This window comes from Duncaniella sp., assembly GCF_029056165.1.
GTDB lineage: Bacteria > Bacteroidota > Bacteroidia > Bacteroidales > Muribaculaceae > Duncaniella.
Window position 1 is genome coordinate 24,421 of sequence record NZ_JAIDBW010000007.1, and the last position, 17,854, is coordinate 42,274.

19 protein-coding genes are annotated in these 17,854 nt (G+C 48.5%); 9 read left to right on the forward strand and 10 right to left on the reverse strand.

Annotated features, from left to right (window positions below):
• Nucleotides 1–16: 16 nt before the first annotated feature.
• Nucleotides 17–352: a single-stranded DNA-binding protein gene (ssb, locus tag K2G41_RS00975; RefSeq protein WP_300113131.1), complete on the reverse strand. Its 336-nt coding sequence runs from the start codon at nt 350–352 to the stop codon at nt 17–19.
• 181 nt (nt 353–533) lie between these two features.
• Here ssb and K2G41_RS00980 point away from each other — a divergent pair, with 181 nt between their 5' ends.
• The 4 genes from K2G41_RS00980 to K2G41_RS00995 all read left to right on the forward strand — a co-directional run bounded on the left by K2G41_RS00980 (nt 534) and on the right by K2G41_RS00995 (nt 4,441).
• The gene (locus tag K2G41_RS00980) at nt 534–1,139 is read left to right on the forward strand and encodes a hypothetical protein (RefSeq protein ID WP_300113134.1); all 606 of its coding nucleotides are present in this window, start codon (nt 534–536) and stop codon (nt 1,137–1,139) included.
• Nucleotides 1,140–1,183: 44 nt separating this feature from the next.
• A complete protein-coding gene (locus K2G41_RS00985) occupies nt 1,184–1,822 on the forward strand; it encodes a thymidine kinase (RefSeq protein ID WP_300113137.1) in 639 nt (212 codons plus the stop codon).
• Between the two features lie 25 nt (nt 1,823–1,847).
• Nucleotides 1,848–2,621, forward strand: coding sequence for a DUF3108 domain-containing protein (locus tag K2G41_RS00990; protein WP_300113140.1), 774 nt, complete (start codon nt 1,848–1,850; stop codon nt 2,619–2,621).
• A gap of 95 nt (nt 2,622–2,716) precedes the next feature.
• Complete coding sequence (locus K2G41_RS00995) at nt 2,717–4,441, forward strand: 5'-nucleotidase C-terminal domain-containing protein (RefSeq protein ID WP_300113142.1); 1,725 nt, start codon at nt 2,717–2,719, stop codon at nt 4,439–4,441.
• Between the two features lie 92 nt (nt 4,442–4,533).
• Here the strand turns inward: K2G41_RS00995 and K2G41_RS01000 are convergent, their stop codons facing one another.
• The 6 genes from K2G41_RS01000 to K2G41_RS01025 form a co-directional block, all read right to left on the reverse strand.
• Nucleotides 4,534–5,379, reverse strand: coding sequence for a histidinol-phosphatase HisJ family protein (locus K2G41_RS01000; protein ID WP_300113145.1), 846 nt, complete (start codon nt 5,377–5,379; stop codon nt 4,534–4,536).
• A 6-nt stretch (nt 5,380–5,385) separates the two neighbouring features.
• On the reverse strand, nt 5,386–6,354 hold the full coding sequence (floA, locus tag K2G41_RS01005) for a flotillin-like protein FloA (protein ID WP_300113148.1): 969 nt from the start codon (nt 6,352–6,354) through the stop codon (nt 5,386–5,388).
• Between the two features lie 37 nt (nt 6,355–6,391).
• Nucleotides 6,392–7,825, reverse strand: coding sequence for a hypothetical protein (locus tag K2G41_RS01010; RefSeq protein ID WP_300113151.1), 1,434 nt, complete (start codon nt 7,823–7,825; stop codon nt 6,392–6,394).
• A gap of 18 nt (nt 7,826–7,843) precedes the next feature.
• The gene (gltA, locus tag K2G41_RS01015; RefSeq protein ID WP_300113153.1) at nt 7,844–9,319 is read right to left on the reverse strand and encodes an NADPH-dependent glutamate synthase; all 1,476 of its coding nucleotides are present in this window, start codon (nt 9,317–9,319) and stop codon (nt 7,844–7,846) included.
• Between the two features lie 67 nt (nt 9,320–9,386).
• Nucleotides 9,387–10,169 carry a sulfide/dihydroorotate dehydrogenase-like FAD/NAD-binding protein gene (locus K2G41_RS01020; protein WP_300113261.1) on the reverse strand — a complete coding sequence of 261 codons (783 nt, stop codon included), beginning with the start codon at nt 10,167–10,169 and terminating at the stop codon, nt 9,387–9,389.
• 28 nt (nt 10,170–10,197) lie between these two features.
• Complete coding sequence (locus K2G41_RS01025) at nt 10,198–10,746, reverse strand: hypothetical protein (protein WP_300113156.1); 549 nt, start codon at nt 10,744–10,746, stop codon at nt 10,198–10,200.
• 109 nt (nt 10,747–10,855) lie between these two features.
• Between K2G41_RS01025 and K2G41_RS01030 the strand changes: the two genes are divergently transcribed.
• The 4 genes from K2G41_RS01030 to K2G41_RS01045 all read left to right on the forward strand — a co-directional run bounded on the left by K2G41_RS01030 (nt 10,856) and on the right by K2G41_RS01045 (nt 14,088).
• Nucleotides 10,856–12,238 (forward strand): MATE family efflux transporter, encoded by a 1,383-nt coding sequence (locus K2G41_RS01030; protein ID WP_300113159.1) that lies wholly within the window; start codon nt 10,856–10,858, stop codon nt 12,236–12,238.
• Between the two features lie 113 nt (nt 12,239–12,351).
• Complete coding sequence (locus K2G41_RS01035; RefSeq protein ID WP_300113162.1) at nt 12,352–12,786, forward strand: DUF5606 domain-containing protein; 435 nt, start codon at nt 12,352–12,354, stop codon at nt 12,784–12,786.
• Nucleotides 12,783–13,466, forward strand: coding sequence for a hemerythrin domain-containing protein (locus K2G41_RS01040; protein ID WP_300113165.1), 684 nt, complete (start codon nt 12,783–12,785; stop codon nt 13,464–13,466). The genes K2G41_RS01035 and K2G41_RS01040 overlap by 4 nt, the downstream gene beginning before the upstream one ends.
• Nucleotides 13,467–13,488: 22 nt before the next feature.
• A complete protein-coding gene (locus tag K2G41_RS01045; protein WP_300113168.1) occupies nt 13,489–14,088 on the forward strand; it encodes a LuxR C-terminal-related transcriptional regulator in 600 nt (199 codons plus the stop codon).
• A 111-nt stretch (nt 14,089–14,199) separates the two neighbouring features.
• On the opposite strand, the gene folE is transcribed toward K2G41_RS01045, so the two are convergent.
• The 3 genes from folE to tpiA all read right to left on the reverse strand — a co-directional run bounded on the left by folE (nt 14,200) and on the right by tpiA (nt 16,203).
• On the reverse strand, nt 14,200–14,775 hold the full coding sequence (gene folE / locus K2G41_RS01050) for a GTP cyclohydrolase I FolE (RefSeq protein ID WP_300113171.1): 576 nt from the start codon (nt 14,773–14,775) through the stop codon (nt 14,200–14,202).
• Between the two features lie 55 nt (nt 14,776–14,830).
• Nucleotides 14,831–15,310 carry an SPOR domain-containing protein gene (locus K2G41_RS01055; RefSeq protein ID WP_300113173.1) on the reverse strand — a complete coding sequence of 160 codons (480 nt, stop codon included), beginning with the start codon at nt 15,308–15,310 and terminating at the stop codon, nt 14,831–14,833.
• A gap of 137 nt (nt 15,311–15,447) precedes the next feature.
• Nucleotides 15,448–16,203 carry a triose-phosphate isomerase gene (gene tpiA / locus K2G41_RS01060; protein ID WP_300113176.1) on the reverse strand — a complete coding sequence of 252 codons (756 nt, stop codon included), beginning with the start codon at nt 16,201–16,203 and terminating at the stop codon, nt 15,448–15,450.
• A 248-nt stretch (nt 16,204–16,451) separates the two neighbouring features.
• Here tpiA and purT point away from each other — a divergent pair, with 248 nt between their 5' ends.
• On the forward strand, nt 16,452–17,636 hold the full coding sequence (gene purT, locus K2G41_RS01065; protein ID WP_300113179.1) for a formate-dependent phosphoribosylglycinamide formyltransferase: 1,185 nt from the start codon (nt 16,452–16,454) through the stop codon (nt 17,634–17,636).
• Nucleotides 17,637–17,854: the final 218 nt, after the last annotated feature.

The following is a 17,854-nucleotide window of genomic DNA, read 5'->3' on the forward strand; positions in this document are numbered from 1 at the left end:
CCGTAGATGATAAGCGTCACTTCCCAGCTCCAAGCAACTCGAAGTTATCCACATATATTTCTGTTACCGTGCGCTTGATGGCATTACGGTCCTCCCATATCCGATAGCGTATCTTCCCTTCCACATAGAGGCGTGTGCCTGTGCGGATATATTTTTCGGCAAACTCAGCCGCGGCATCCCACATTATTATAGTGTGCCATTCCGTTCTTTCAGGGATCTTTGTTCCGTCGGGGCGTGTGCGTTCGCGCTCGTTTGTCGCAAGCCGTATAGTAGCTATAGGCCGTGATTCTATATAGCGGATTTCGGGATTGCCACCCACGTTACCTATAAGTATGACTTTGTTGACGCTCACCTTGACTTGGATTTTTAATTGTTGGATAATGGGATAAAAAGGATATGGAATCTCCTGCTGACAGGGTCATACGACCATATCCGCCACACAAAATTAATCATTTTTTCCGATAGCCACGAAACTAATCTTAATACATGAGTGTTTATTTGGTAAAAATAGTTAATAACTACAATTAAAGACAATGAAAGGTTTGATCACTTCTGCCTGCATTTTTGCAGCGCTTTCTCTTGTGTCATGTGACGGCAGCAGCCGTCTGGCCAAAGATATCCAAGGTTCTTGGAGCGGTACGCCTGAGAATTTTATGGACAATTCAGTTGCCTCAACAACTATTCTTGAGACTTATGATTTCGCTGCACCTGAAAATGGCGGTAAGACCGGAAGCATAACCATAGCCGGAATGCTGACTATCTCAACGCAGGTATTGGCTGATACAGGAATCGAGCAGCCTCTCACTCTTACAGCTTCTGCGCGTTCGACCATCAGTGGCACATGGACCGCTATTGATGACGATGAGATAACGGTCGCTCTTGATCCTGCCACATTAAATGTTATGGTCGATCCCGATCAGATTGTGGCCGAGGGAAACATGATAGGCACGCAGACCCCGGAGATAGAGACAATGCGTCCGTCTGTAGCGCAGGCTGTAACTTCAAATATGAAGCGGGCTTTGGAAGTGCGCTATTCCTCGATCCGTCATCTCGACGATGTAAAGGTCAAAGGCACGTTACTGAAATTCGAGATCGGTAATATGGATTGCGTGTTTACCCGTCAGGGCACACCGCAATAAGAAAAAAATCCTTACCTTTGCTGTGAAATCTTATACATGGAAAGATGAACAGGAAAGGTAAACTTTATTTCCGTTACGGCACGATGGGGTCGGCAAAGACCGCTATCCTTCTGACAACGGCCTACAATTTTGAGGAACGGCACATGAAATATGTCTGCCTGAAACCGGTAGTCGATACTCGTGACCTGACCAATGTGATCAAGTCGCGTATCGGCATCCAGCGTGAGTGCAGATGGGTCTATCATGATACAAACCTTTATGAGATGGCAAGACAGTTGTCGGAGGAATCGGAGGCTGTCATCGACTGGTTTCTGGTAGATGAAGCGCAGTTTCTTACAGTGGAACAGGTGGATCAGCTTGCACGTGTCGTGGATGATTTCGGCAGCAATGTCATCTGCTATGGACTGCGTACCGACTTCAAGAGTAACCTTTTTGAAGGTTCGCGCCGTCTGTTTGAAATTGCAGATACTATTGATGAGATAAAATCGACATGTACATGTGGCCGAAAGACAATCATCAACGCAAGAATAGACCGTAACGGAGATTTCGTGGAGGAGGGAGAGCAGGTAGAGATCGGTGGCGACGACCGCTATATTGCCGTATGCCGCAAGTGCTGGCGCAATAAACGCATCGAGCAGTCCTACCGTTCGGTTCTGCCATTCCGCGAACTCACGGCAGATTGATAAAACGTATCAAATACGGTTTTGTATGAAACATAAATTTTTTAAAGCCTTTTTCGGCTTGTTCATCATTGCTTCAGCCGCAAACGCGGCAACCCCTGTGGCACTTGAGGATGAAACTCTGACCTACGATGTTATGTATAAATGGGGTTTCATTAATAAAGTGGCAGGCTACGCAACCATGTCGCTCCAAAATGAGGGCGATTGTTACAAGGCATCCCTTTATGCTGAAAACGCACCGTGGGCCAACAGTATCTACATGTTGCGCGACACTCTTTACTCTACAATGACGAAAGACGGTTTCTTTCCTATCAACTACGTCTATATTGCCCACGAGAATGGAAAGTACAAGAAAGACGTGCTTAATTTCCAGCGCGACGGTAATACATTTACCGCAGAGGCTGTACGCTACAAGCGTTCAGCACCCGGTGAACCGATTACATCTTCAACGCTCGATCTTGAGGCGCAGGGTATGACTGTCGATATGCTCAGCTCGTTCTTCTATCTCCGAACTCTGGATTTCGATAATATGTCGAAGGGACAGGGTGTGACAGTCAATATCTTTTCAGGTTCAAAGAAAGAAAAACTGAGGATCACTTATATGGGCCGTCAGAATGTGAGCTTAAATGGCCAGTCATATCCGGCATACTATATAAATTTCACTTTTACCCGCAGAGGTGTTGAAAGTTCTGAGCCTATTTCCGGCTGGATCTCTACTGATGGGCAGAGAATACCTTTGAAAGTGGAAGGCTCATTGCCGGTTGGTAAGGTCCGCGCACTCTACACCGGACCGAATCCCTGACGGGTGTTGGACCGTAAGTCATTATGGACTTAATCAGGATTTTGACTACTGTAAAATCAATAATCACATATATTTTGAAAAAATACATTTTGGCAATGACTATTGCATCATCACTCCTCGGCGCGGCTAATACCGCGGCCGAGGAGCTGACGTTTAAAATCGCAGCTACTTCTGACGTTCACGGAAATTTCTTTCCGTATGACTTTATAAAAATGACACCCGGAAACGGATCACTCGCAAGAGTGGCCACACGTGTGCGTCAGTTGCGCGACTCCTTGGGGAATGACCGTGTAATTCTTCTTGACAACGGCGATATCCTTCAGGGACAGCCCACAGCTTATTATTATAATTTTATCAAGACAGATGTCCCACATCCGACAGCACGGATGCTGAACTACCTTTCGTATGACGCGCAGACGATAGGTAATCATGATGTGGAGACAGGTCATGCCGTTTATGACCGTTACCGTGCCGATCTTGGAAATCTTCCTCTCCTCGGAGCGAATGTCGTTGACCGTTCGACAGGGAAGCCCTATCTCCAGCCTTATGCCGTGATCGAGCGTGATGGAGTCAAGGTTGTAGTGCTCGGACTCCTCACTCCCGCCATCCCTGCGTGGCTTCCTGAAAATCTTTGGTCGGGATTGGAATTTGAGGATATGGTGGAAAGCGCGCGCAAGTGGGTTCCCTATATTCTCGAAAATGAAAAACCTGATCTTCTTGTCGGACTGTTCCATTCAGGTCATGATTCCGGGAAGATGACGGGTGAATGGCGTGAAAATGCCTCGCTTCTTGTGGCTGATCAAGTGCCGGGATTCGATATGATATTCATGGGTCATGATCACACGCTTTATAATTCCACTGACGGCAAGCACCCTGAATCCAAGGCTGTCATCCTGAATCCGGCCAATAGTGCCGGCTATCTTGCCGAGGGTGAGGTAACCTTTACGAGAAATGCCGATGGAAAGATTGTGGATAAAAAGGTGAGCGGATTGCTTACCCCCCTTAATAATCTCAAACCAGACTCTGCCTTTATGCAGGCATTTCATCCCGAACAGCAGGAAATCAAAGAGTTCGTCAGCCGCCGACTTGGTTCTTCCGAAGGTGATTTCTCCGTCCGTGATGCCTATTTCGGTCCTTCGGCTTTCATGACGCTTCTGCATGATTTACAACTGGCCATCTCCGGAGCTGATATTTCACTCGCTGCACCGCTTTCATTCGACGCACTGATCAAGAAAGGTGACCTTCGCATGAGCGATATGTTTACTTTGTATAAGTATGAGAATATGCTCTACACAATTTCTATGACCGGACAGGAGATCAAGGACTACCTTGAGATGAGCTATTCGCTTTGGACTGATGTGATGAAATCGGCTGACGATAATCTTTTGCTTTTCTCAGGTGAAAAGACAGCTGCTAAGGGAGATTATGCCAAGCTTCTCAATCCGTCCTATAATTTTGACTCCGCGTCAGGTATAGATTATACTGTGGATGTCACCAAACCTCAGGGTGAGAAAATAAATATCATCTCCATGAGTGACGGCACTCCCTTTGATCCTCGGAAGGTCTATAAGGTCGCTGTCAATTCCTATCGTGGCAACGGCGGTGGAGATCTGTTGACGAAAGGTGCAGGTATTCCCCATGACCAATTGAAATCCCGCATACTCTCCTCCACTGACAAGGATCTGCGCTACTATCTCATCAAGGAGATAGAGAAGCGTGGCTCTATTTCACCAAAGGTCGATACAAACTGGCGATTCATACCGGAAGATATTGTTGCACCGGCAGCCCGGAGGGATCGTAAGGTTCTGTTCGGCGATTGATAGCGTAATTTATTATAAGACCATCCGCGGGCTGAATTTCTGATAATCCAGTCCGCGGATGGTCTTATAAGGTTTGATGCAGTACGTTTTCGTCACACCTTCCCGTCAATTATATCGAAAGCAGCCTGACGGCCGAAAGTTATGCGTTCAGGGTAATGTACGTCGCTGTTGACTGCGAGAACAGCACTTGCATCCCTTAGACGTCTTACAGTGTGGGGCGACGGGAACATTCGCGGGACATATTTCTTCACTTCTTCTTCCGTGCTTCCGACCGGAGCTTCCCATGCTTTGGTATTGACCTCAATAATGATATCTTTTGCAATGAGAGCATCGATCACATTGTCGAGGTGTTTTCTGTACCAATCCTCATCCTCGATTCCGGGACGGAAATGTGAGGCATTGAACCCCACTTTATCGAAGTGCCCGATTATGTCGAAATCTCCTGCCTCGATCATGTCAAGAGTATGACGGTAAAAAGTATCGACCACATAACGGATGTCATCATGGAAATTGGTGTGCATCTTTTCGATAAATCTCTTAGGACTACCGTCGATGTCGATCAATTCGCCTTCCTGAGTCGGAATGAAATGAATCGAGCTGAGTCGGTAGTCAAGCGGAAGGTTTCTGAAATACTCGTGTGATGCACCCCAGTTCTTGCCAAGATAATCAATTTCCATTGACAGGTAGAGATCGATTTCCCCTGCATGTTCATCCTTGAGATTATGGAATGTCCGGATATATTCATCAACCGCATCAGCACTCATATTGCAGGGCGATGCAATAGGAATCGGGGAATGAGGAGTGAAGCCGAGATGTTGTATCCCGGCTTCGATGGCTGCTTCAACAAAGCGCGCCATATCGGCGCGCCCGTCACAGAATTGAGTATGAGAATGAAGGTTATACGCTCTTGTCGAGCTTATAATTTCTCTTATGTTCACTGGTCTTTATTTAGTTGTTGGAGGATTGGCTATGTTCTGACGCATGGTGGTATCGGATTCGATATTCTTCATGCGGTAATAGTCCATGATACCGAGATTTCCTGAAAGGAAGGCTTGAGCCATAGCACGCGGTAATTCTGCTTCGGCCTCGATCACTTTTGCACGTGCTTCCTGAGCCTTTGCACGCATTTCCTGTTCGAGAGCTATCGCCATAGCGCGGCGTTCCTCCGCCTTGGCCTGTGCGATACTCTTGTCTGCCTGAGCCTGATCGATCTGAAGAGCCGCACCGATATTCTTACCTATGTCAATGTCGGCGATGTCGATCGAAAGGATCTCAAACGCAGTTCCCGAATCAAGACCTTTGCGGAGTACGAGTTTCGAGATGTTGTCGGGGTTTTCAAGAACCTGCTTGTGGCTTTCAGACGATCCGATAGATGATACAATGCCTTCTCCGACACGGGCGAGCACAGTATCCTCACCGGCACCGCCGACAAGTTGACGGATATTCGCACGGACTGTCACACGGGCTATTGCGATAAGCTGAATACCATCCTTAGCAACGGCTGTGACGTGAGGCGTTTCAATCACTTTGGGATTCACTGACATCTGTACGGCCTGAAACACGTCACGACCTGCGAGATCGATAGCGGTAGCCATCTTGAAACCAAGGTCAATGTTGGCTTTTGAAGCCGACACGAGTGCATGAACCACTTTCTCGACATTACCACCGGCAAGGTAGTGTGCTTCAAGATCATCGCGTGTGACATCGTTGAGACCTGCTTTATGAGCCTCGATGAGGGCACGCACGATCAGTGAGGCGGGTACATTTCGTATGCGCATGAGGAATAACTGCATGAGCGAGATCTTCACTCCGCTTACTCGTGCCGAGATCCACAGGAAGAAGGGGACGTAGTAGAAGAAGATACAGATAATGATTACTACTGCAATCAGAATCAGGATTAATGTTATCTCCATAGGCAAAATTAGGGGATTAATGGATTAGACTATAGGGTTAGTTCTTTTCAAGAGAGATCACACGGTTCTTCAGCTGTTTAAGTTCAGCTTCCTTCTGTTCAAGCTCTTTTTCCGCAGCCAGAATCCGGGGGCCGATTGACTTATCACGTTTGGCGTAGGTTGTGCGCATAGCGGCCAAGTCCTGACGCATCTTTTCGACCTTTGCTCCTGCTGCAAAGTATTCGCGCAAAGCCGTAGCGGCCCGCGGACTTCTCAACTGTGAAGTAGAGGTAATTATGCGTCCTCCCGGTAAAGCAAAGCGGATTTCATCCTCATTTTTCTTTCCGGTATTGCTTGAGATAGCAGCTATCTGCTTTCGGATCTGTGCATAATCAGTTTCGCCTTTCTGTGTCATGGCTATGGAACTTACACGTGCATAGTCGGCGAGATCCGGAGTTTCTACCGGATAATTGACGCGCAGATCCTTAGGGAGAAAAGTATAGATTGTCACAGAATCCTGCAGTTGATTTCTGTCTGAAACCCACCATCCGATACCATTCTCCTCATCAATTGCATATAAGTAGTCATTGTAAGGAGAATTATATGGCATACCTATATTGGAAGGTTGGAGGAAACCGTCCGATTCCCTGCGCGAGATGAAGATGTCGAGTTCACCAAGTGAGTTTTCACCGTCTGCAGCGAAATAAAGTGTGATACCATCCGACATGAGAAACGGGTAGGATACCCACGAGCCGTTAGAATCACCGAAGATGGATGCATAGTCGAAGAGTTCCGTCGGATTGTCCCAACTTCCATCGGCAAGACGTATTGACTCGAATACTTTTGAGTTTCCTGTCCCTGTAGAACCATACCATATAATATCGTCACCTGATTCGCTGACATACACCGGTGAGCACAGACCGTTGACGCCAAGCTGTTCCATAGCGGTAGCGTTGACCGCTTTGTCAAGCGCACTATCATCCGCGAGTGCACCCGCACTTTTTGCGAGCTTGACAAATTTGAAAAACTGTTCGGCCGGGACATTGATGCTATCTACGATCTCGATCTGTTCGACACGGTCAAGCATTGAGCGGCCGAGTTCGATACGGTTGCTCAGATTTTCAGTCCAGTCGATCATTTCACTTCCATCACCGTAAGAGAAATTCTGGTCCTTGGCTTCCTCTGCCTTTGTCCTTTTCGCAAGATATTTATCAAGATGCTCCTCAGCTTTGTCAAAATCATAGAGGTAGAAGTAACACTCTGCCGCGCCAAGATTTGCCGCGTTGTCACCTTTAAGATAAAAGCTCACCGCTTCTTTATAGCGGCCTGCTTCCTGCAGAGCTTCACCGGCCTTGCGGTTCAGAACTTTGTTCTTGGGTGCCTCACGAGCGAGGTTCACGGCCTTTGTAACCTCCTCCGGGGTGATTGCCGATGCAACCATCACGGAGGAAATCATTGAGGCCAACAGTATGTGTCGGAATGGTATGTTCATATTCAGACGTTGAAAAAATTACTTTTCCTGTTTCATAAGCTCCTTGTGCATAGCGGCTGCGGCTCTGCGGCCGTCGCCCATAGCAAGGATTACGGTTGCGCCACCGCGGACAATGTCGCCTCCGGCATATATGTCGTAGATCGACGATTGCATACTCTCTTCATTGACAACGATCGTGCCACGGCGTGAGACTTCAAGTTCAGGAATGGCATTGGGGATAAGTGGGTTGGGGGAGACACCTACACTGACGATCACCAGATCCACTTCAATCTCGTCGATTGCACCTTCGATGGCCACGGGGGAGCGTCGGCCGGAAGCATCAGGCTCGCCAAGCTCCATACGCTGAACACGCATTGCCCTCACGCGGCCTTTCTCATCGGCAAGATACTCCAGGGGATTACAGAGGGTCATGAACTCTACGCCTTCCTCCTGCGCGTGATGTACCTCCTCTACGCGGGCAGGCATCTCTTCAAGACTACGGCGATACACGATCATGGCTGTCTTTGCGCCTTGACGCAGTGCCGTGCGCACTGAATCCATCGCAGTGTTGCCGCCGCCGATCACAGCTACGCGGTTACCTTTGAGTACAGGTGTATCCTCACCGGGGCGACCTGCGCCCATAAGATTTATTCGTGTAAGATATTCGTTGGCCGACATTATGCCGATGAAGTTCTCACCGGGGATACCCATGAATCTTGGCAGGCCCGCACCGGAAGCTACGAATATGCCGTCATAGCCCAGCCTGTGAAGTTCATCGTATGAAATAGTCTTGCCGATCACGCAGTCCTTGACAAAGTTTACGCCTTCGGCACGCAGACCATCGATTTCTGCTTCGACAACGACATTCGGGAGGCGGAATTCGGGGATGCCGTATTTCAACACGCCACCTATCTCATGAAGTGCTTCATAGACGGTTACGTTATATCCTTTCTTGATCATATCGCCGGCAAATGACAGACCGGCAGGTCCTGAGCCTACGACTGCGATACTCATGCCGTTTTTCTCCACATCAGGAGCTTGCGGACGGATGTTGTTTGCACGGTTGTTCTCTCGTTCGAAGTCAGCAGCAAAGCGTTCGAGATAGCCGATGGCCACAGGTGCTTTCTTCATTTTATTGTAGATGCAGCGTGACTCGCACTGCTTTTCCTGCGGACAGACGCGGCCGCAGACAGCCGGAAGCGCACTTGTGCGTTTAAGTACCTTTGCAGCCGTAAGGATTTCACCCCGCTCGATATTTTTGATAAATGCAGGAATCTCGATTGACACAGGGCAACCGTTGATACACTGGGGATCGGGACAATCGAGACAGCGGGTAGCTTCGAGCACGGCCTGCGCCTGTGACAGACCCTGATTCACTTCATGGTTGGAGTGAACGCGATATTTAGGATCGAGTTGAGGGATTACGGCTCTTGGAATCGATGTGCGCTCTTTTGCGCCAAGAGCGGAGCGGAGTTCCTCACGCCATTTGGCGTTGCGGTTTGTATCTATATTCATTTCTGAAATTGTATGCTGTGAAAAAACTGAGGTATGAAAAAGCTTTCTCCAAAAGAAAGGTGTTGTTTTAATTATAAGCCTTAAGGCGCATGATCATTTCGTCGAAATCCACTTTGTGTGCATCGAATTCCGGGCCGTCGATACATACGAATTTAGTTTGGCCATCGACAGTCACGCGGCAAGCTCCACACATACCTGTTCCATCGACCATGATCGTGTTGAGCGATACCATTGTCGGGACGTCATGTTTCTTTGTGGTAAGCGCGACAAATTTCATCATCACCGCAGGGCCGATAGCCACTACGAGATCAACTTTTTCGCGTTCGATAACGGCTTCCACACCTGCAGTGACAAGACCTTTCTGTCCCCTTGAGCCGTCATCGGTCATGAAAATCACTTCGTCGCTGAATTCCGCCACCTCGTTTTCAAGTATGATAAGCTCGGATGTACGGGCGGCAAGGATGGAGATCACGCGATTTCCAGCCTGTTTCATTGCCTTGATGATCGGGAGTAGGGGGGCTACACCTACGCCGCCTCCGCAACACACCACTGTGCCTACTTTCTCGATATGCGTAGCCTGTCCGAGTGGTCCGACGACATCTGTGAAACAATCACCCGGTTCGAGCGCGCATATCTTGCGTGTGCTGTCACCTATAGCCTGAATGACGAGTGTGATAGTCCCGCGTTGCAGATCTGCATCAGCGATAGTGAGGGGGATACGCTCGCCACCTTCGCCTGTGCGGACAATGACAAAATGGCCCGGCCTGCGCGACTGCGCTATCATCGGGGCTTCCACTACAAGCTTTACCACATTTTCCGAGAAGTGTTCTTTCTCTACGATTTTAAACATTGACATAACTTAGTGTCTGCGATTGATTTTAATTACGATAAGTGATATTACGTTTTTGTACTATGGTCTGATCCATTGATTCGAGTTTCTCATGACGGAGAGTCCAGTTTCCATGAGCATCAAATTCGAGATATTCATATTTCTGCGCCTCATCCTGATCCGCACCGTCATAGTCATGCTCCTTGAGGAGGCCTCTGGAGTCATAACGGTAATTCTGTACCCAGCTTTCGCCTTGGGATGTAGCAGTTACCTTTATGACGCGTCCGGCACTGTCATACGTGAGTTTCATTTCGATAGTCGTAAACTCATCCTCATTATCCTCCACGGCATCTTCAACTGTGATGCTTGATATGCGGCCTTGTTTGTCACGGGTACACTCCACCTCCGAACCGTCGATCTCAATGAGCATTCCATCCTCATCGAATGTAAATTCGGTTTGCCATTCGAGACCTGCGTCATCCATGATTATACAGATGGAATCCACTGCCCCTTTGAGCCCGAACATGTCAAGATCGTTGACCGCACCGTGGGCTGAAAGGGCGAAAAGAGAGGCAAACAGAAGTATAATTGCTTTCATAACTGTCCAACTGATGTCTATTTCACAAAATTACTATTTATATCTTAAACAAACGCTAAAGTTTGCTAAAAAAAGCCCCTGCATCTCTAATTTTAGTAATTTTGTATTGATGGAATCTGCTACAAAACAATCCAAAAACCTCAAAGAGCTGAGTGAAGCCCCTGTCGGAAGGCTTCTGTGGAAATACAGTCTGCCTGCAGTCGTGGGTATGCTCGTGATGTCATTGTACAATATTATTGACCGTATTTTTATCGGGCAGTGGGTAGGGCCGGAAGCGATAGCCGGACTTGCGATCACGTTTCCGGTGATGAATCTGTCGGCCGCTCTCGGTGTGCTCATCGGTGCAGGTGGCGCGGCAAGAATATCCATACTTCTCGGTGCTAAAGACCATAAGGGGGCACAGGCTGTCCTCGGCAATGCGCTTGTTCTCCTTTCGTTGATAATATGCTGCTATCTTACGGTTTTTGCTGTGTTCATTGACGATATTCTTCTTGCTTTCGGTGCCAGTCAGGTGACACTCCCGTATGCAAGGGATTTCATGCTCTATATACTGCCGGGCATGTTCATGACCAATTTCGCTTTCACGTTCAATAATTTCATGAGAGCGTCAGGCTACCCTGTGCGGGCCATGGTCACGATGTTCATAGGTGCGCTCTCGAATTTACTGCTCGCTCCAATTTTCATATATTATCTGGAGATGGGGATCAAGGGAGCAGCTATTGCAACAGATATATCTATGGGGATTTCGGCATTCTTCGTGCTGTCTCACTTTTTCAAAAAGTCGAGCACTCTGCATTTCCTCCAGGATAAGACTATGTATAGTTTACGAATGCGTGTGTTTGTGCCGATGCTGTCGATCGGTGCAGCTCCATCGCTTGTCAACGCGGCTGCCTGCTTCATAAACGTTATCATTAACAAGACGCTTTACGCCCACGGTGGTGATACGGCGGTGGCTGCCGCCGGCATTTTCACGACCTATACCTCGCTTATGACCATGGTTGTTGTTGGTATCTGTCAGGGAATGCAGCCGATCATAGGATATAATTACGGAGCAGGACTCATCCATCGTCTCCGCCGGACGTTCTGGTTGGCTGTAGGGGTGTCAACGCTTATAGTGACGACTGGTCAGATAATCGGACTTACGATGCCGGCTTATATCGGCCGTGCATTCACGACCGATGCAGGGCTTATTGCCGAGACATCACGCTGTCTCCACATTTCGTTGCTCGCTTTTACGGTGGTTGGTTTCCAGATTGTCGCGACAACGCTTTTCCAGTCCATCGGCAAGGCTTCAGCTTCGATTTTCCTTTCGCTTACCCGTCAGGTGCTTTTCCTTATTCCCCTTCTTCTGATTTTGCCTTCGGAGTACGGACTCGATGGTGTATGGGCGGCATTCCCTACGTCTGACGTAATTGCAACCGTCGTTACAGCTGTCATGGTAGGCTGGCAGCTCGCCCGTTTCAAGAAATCCGAGCAGTATGCCTTGGCATAATTCCGATTACTGCCAGACATAACAGTCGGTATGAAAATTTTTGGAAGCCAGTTATAAAATTTGTATCTTTGCCCTCGCTTAAATAATAAAATTAAATTTATTTATCGAAAACCATGCTTAAAACCATACTTGCAATAGCAGGCCGTCCCGGTCTATACCGTCTTGTCAACCGTGGCAAAAATATGCTCATCGTTGAATCCATCACGACAAAGAAGCGTACTCCCGCCTACGCTCATGACAAGGTGATCTCTCTCGGCGATATTTCTATCTATACAGTCGAGGATGATATACCCTTACCGACAGTTCTTGAAAGCGTCAAAGCTAAGAGCAACGGTCAGCCTGTAGATATCAAGGCCATTGGTAATGACGAGGCTGTACGCGAGTATTTCGCCGAGATCCTCCCTGATTTCGACCGCGATCGCGTCTATACCTCCGACATCAAAAAACTTCTCACATGGTACAACCAACTTCTTGAAGGTGGCATCACTGAATTTGCCGAAAAAGAGGTGGCTGCTCCGAAATCTGCACCTGAAAGCGAAGAGAAGTGAAAATAAACCGTCTGTTTACCGCCGAGGACAGTGTGGTCGATTTGATCGAATATGATTATAACGTCCTCACTGTCCTCAGCCGTTTTTCTCTCCCGTTGGGATTCGGCCATAAGACCATTGCCGAACTTTGCGAGGATTCCGGCATAAATACCGAGGCTTTCCTGCTGGTGGTCAATTTCCTCCTAAGCGGAGAGATAGATCAGCTTACGCTACCTTACGTGAGCCCGGCCGATGTGGCCTATTTCCTTCACAATTCCCATGAGTACTATCTCTCCTACAAACTTCCCCATATAAGGGCCAATTTGCTTACCGCGCTCGATGAGGGTCACAGTGACATCAATCCGATAATAATCAAATTTTTCGATGACTATACCTCGCTCGTAAAACAACATTTCAGTTACGAGGAAGGGGTAGTCTTCCCTTACGTCCGTGCGCTTGCGTCCGGCACACCTACGGACTACAGCATCGATGTGTTCCGCCGACAGCATGACGATGAGATTGAGGAAAAACTCTCGGAACTTAAAAATATAATCCTGCGCTATTATTCCACCTCCATGCCGTTTAAAATGTATGATGCCTTGGTGGACATCTATAACTGCGAGCAGGATCTCAAGTCACATGCGCAAATCGAAAACGATATTCTCGTTCCCATGATCTCGCGGATCGAACATTGCCGGTAAGGAAAGGAGGAGTTTGTCAGCCATGCGTCATCATATCTCTATCGCCCTTATGCTTCCTTCTCCGCTCATGGTCGCGGGGATAGGGACACTTCTTCGTTCGCTCCCCGATCTTCCATGCACGGTCACGGAATTGCAGCCCGATGGCTACATGGAGGCTATCGCACGTATGCATCCGGCCATACTTATAGTCGATCCGGTCATAAACGGCGTTGAGTGGGATGCTCTGAAAAGCTCATCGTCGTCACCCATGAAGATCATAGCCGTTCTTACGCAGCAGATGCCAAAGACGGCTTTAAGATGGTTTGATGATAGTTTTTCGATTTACGATAATGCGACTGCAATTATCGACGTGATCCGACGGAATGTCAAGGCTGATGAAGACAGCGACAAGGGAAAGGATCTAAGCCCACGTGAAAAAGAGGTTATTGTCGGTATCGTTAAAGGACTCTCCAACAAGGAGATCGCATTGGAAATGAATGTTTCGGTCAATACTGTAATGACCCACAGACGCAACATAGCTGCAAAACTTCACATCCATACCCCGGCCGGTCTAACGATATTTGCAATCGTGTCGAATCTTGTCAAGCTTGAGGACATAAAATCCGATATGGATAAGCTATGAGCATTCCTGATGGGTGGGATATAGCAATGCTCTAATACTATTTTTTTATGTTGGTATCGGCAACAAGCCTTTCTGTTCTATGAAGAGGTCTGTTAATCTATGGCCATAGTTTTAATGACGCAGTGTATTGAAAAACTCCTCGCGGAGCGCGGCCGATTCCTCAAATACACCGGCGGTTTCAATAGTCGTTGTTGAAGAATTCTGTTTTTCCACACCGCGCATTTTCATGCACAGGTGTTCGCCCGTACAGATTACGATCACGCCTTTAGCACCGAGTTTTTCCATCACGATCTTGCAGATCTGCGCGGTCATGCGTTCCTGAACCTGAAGACGTCGTGCGTAAAAATCCACGAGACGAGCGAGTTTACTCAGTCCGATAGTTTTACCATCCGGAATATAGCCGATTGAAACTTTTCCGAAGAAGGGGAGGATATGATGCTCACACAGAGAATGAAATTCTATATCCTTGACGACAACCATGCGTGAGCCTTCGTATGAGAAAATCGCACCGTTGATCAGTTCGTCGGCATCCTGACGGTAGCCGCGTGTTACGTAGGCCATTGCTTTGGCCGCACGCATCGGGGTCTTGATCAGACCCTCGCGTTCGACATCTTCTCCGAGAAGACGTATGATTGCCTCGTAATGTGACGCTATTTCCTTGATGGTATCTTCGCTTAGTTCTTTCACTGTGCTTGAGTTTGTTTGGGGACAATTTGATCCGTGTGCGTATGTTCAGTGCAGATTAGTCCTGTACGTTTACGCGATCGCGGACCACACGTATCTCTTTGCTATAGGCCGGAAACGCCTTGCGCAGCTCTTCGGCCGCAGCGTTGGCATCCCTCTGCGTTCTAAAATCGCCCACTCGTAATCGCCAGTAAGGCGAATTGTACATGACGTATGTCTGATAAGCCGGAAAGCGGGAGGATATGACGCGCTGTTTCGAGCGGGCCTCGTTCTTAGCTGTACGCACATTTGTGTCACTGAACACCTGCACGCGGTAACCGGCCATGCGGCCGTTGACCGGGCGGTTGACCTCCTCTTTCTCCTTGTCATCCTCTGGCGCAGCCTCTACAGGGACGAGACGCAGCAGCATCTTGTCCGGTTGGTTGATCACGTTCGAATTGCCCCTTGTGATATGGTCAACGATGGTCACGACTTCTACATCGGCGTTAACGGCCGGAGCAGCCATGAGCATCATCAGTGGTAATACGATTGCTTTCATAAGGATTTTGAGGTGCGGTTGATGTGTCAAAGAAACCGCGCGGACTTGACTGTCCACTGTCAGAGCGGACCGGTAATAGGCCGCGCGGTTTTGAGAATGTGATTATATTTTCGGGGTTGTTATCGTGTGATCTATGATCAGAATGCGTTCACGATACCCATGAATGAAGCAGCTTCGAGCGCGGCGCCACCGATGAGACCGCCATCGACGTCGGGCTTTGCAAAAAGCTGTGCGGCGTTAGAGGGCTTGCAGCTTCCACCGTAGAGGATAGAAGTATTATCAGCCACCTCTGCACCATACTTGTCAGCGATAGTCTTGCGGATGAAGGCGTGGATTTCCTGAGCCTGATCGTCAGTAGCTGTCTTGCCTGTTCCGATAGCCCATACGGGTTCGTAGGCAATGACGATCTTGCCGAATTCCTCTGCGTCGAGGTTGAAGAGACCTTCTTCGAGCTGAGCCTTTACGACTTCGAAGTAGCTGCCGTCCTCACGCTGTTCGAGGACTTCACCGATACAGAAGATAGGAGTAAGACCATTGTCAAGGGCGAGACGCACCTTCTCGCGGAGAGTCTCGGAAGTCTCGTTGTAGTACTGACGACGCTCTGAGTGACCGAGGATCACGTATGTCGCACCGGTGGATGCTACCATGGGAGCGGAAACCTCGCCGGTGTAGGCACCTGAACGGTGATCAGCGCAGTTTTCTGCACCAAGGCCGAGTTTGTTCTTATCAATAACGTTGTTGATTGAAGCGAGGTGAGTGAAAGGAACACAGATGACTACGTCACATTTGGGAGTCTCGCCTTTGAGGGCTGCGTTTACTTCCTCAGCAAGCTTGATGCCTTCGGGCAGGGTGGTGTTCATCTTCCAGTTGCCTGCTACGATGTTTTTTCTCATTTTTACCTTAATTAATGTGGTTTTTTGAAAATTCGAGGACAAAATTAACGATTTCTGTTGAATTATTCAACCTCTTGGGCTTCAATATTGGCTCGCCGCACGTATTTCCTCTGAATTTGCTCCATTTTTTGTGTCCTGAGCGGTTACTTGAAAAAAAATACTTAAATTTGCAGCAGTCAATCAAAGATGATTCCGGACCGGAAAGTCAGGCAGTAATCATCAATAACCAATCATTTCATTAATCACTGATGGCAAAAATAGGAAGTAAATGGACCGGAAGCGGCCGCAAGGCCATGCTTCTCGGAAGTGGAGAATTAGGCAAGGAAGTAGCTATTGAACTGCAGCGTATGGGTGTCGAGGTTGTTGCCTGCGACAAGTATGCCAACGCTCCTGCAATGCAGGTGGCGGATAGCTGCCGCGTGTTCAACATGCTTGATCCTGAAGCTCTGAAAGCTGCTATTGCAGAGGAAAAACCTGACCATATCATCCCGGAAGTGGAAGCCATAGCCACCCCCGTGCTCGTGGAACTTGAAGAGAAAGGTCAGAATGTGACCCCGACAGCCAAGGCAGCATGGCTGACAATGAACCGTGAGGGTATCCGTCGTCTTGCAGCCGAGGAGCTTGGCGTCACGACTTCACCCTACCGTTTTGCTTCGGATTTTGAAGAATTTAAGGCCGCTGTGGAGTCCGTGGGTATTCCTTGTGTCGTGAAACCTATCATGTCGTCGAGCGGTCACGGCCAGAGTGTGATAAAGTCAGCCGATGATATAGAGAAGTCATGGAAAATCGCACAGGAAGGCGGACGCGCAGGTGCTGGTCGTGTCATTGTCGAGGGCTTCGTGAATTTCGATTATGAAATCACCCTTCTTACTGTGCGTTCAGTAGCCGGCACATCGTTCTGCGAGCCTATCGGTCATATTCAGGTTGATGGTGACTACCGTTATTCTTGGCAGCCACAGGCCATGACGCCGGCTGCGAAGGCCAAGGCGCAGGAGATAGCTCGGAAGGTGACCGATGCTCTCGGTGGTTACGGAATTTTCGGTGTGGAGCTTTTTATCAAGGGTGATGAAGTGATCTTCAGCGAGGTTTCGCCACGCCCCCATGACACTGGTATGGTCACTATGATCTCGCAGGAGCTTAGCGAATTTGCTCTCCATGCACGCGCCCTGACAGGCCTCCCTGTTCCTGAAATCCGCTTCCTCGCTCCGTCGGCTTCACGTGCTGTTGTTGTAGAAGGCGACAGTAAGGAAGTCGTGATGGGCGGACTTGAAAAGGTTCTTGAAGAGCCCGGAGTGCAGATGCGTATATTCGGCAAGCCCGAAGTGAAGGGACATCGCCGTATGGCCGTTATCCTTGCCACCGCCGACACAGTGGAGGAGGCGAGAGCCAAGGCTGATCGCGCTTATGAAAAACTTACAGTGGAAGTGCTTTAATGCACTTCCACTCCTCCCTCCTGTCAACCGACTTTCCTCCCCCTTAGATCTAACGCTGTTTCCCGGCTTGATTTAATCTAAAGAACTGCCGTAGGAACTGAAAAATTATATTGTATCCGTGCATCACAGGATATAAAATCCTGATCTCATAATACCTTGATAAGGTCGTCTATACTCCTTCTTGCTATATCCCATTTTTTTTGATCCCAAGATGCATA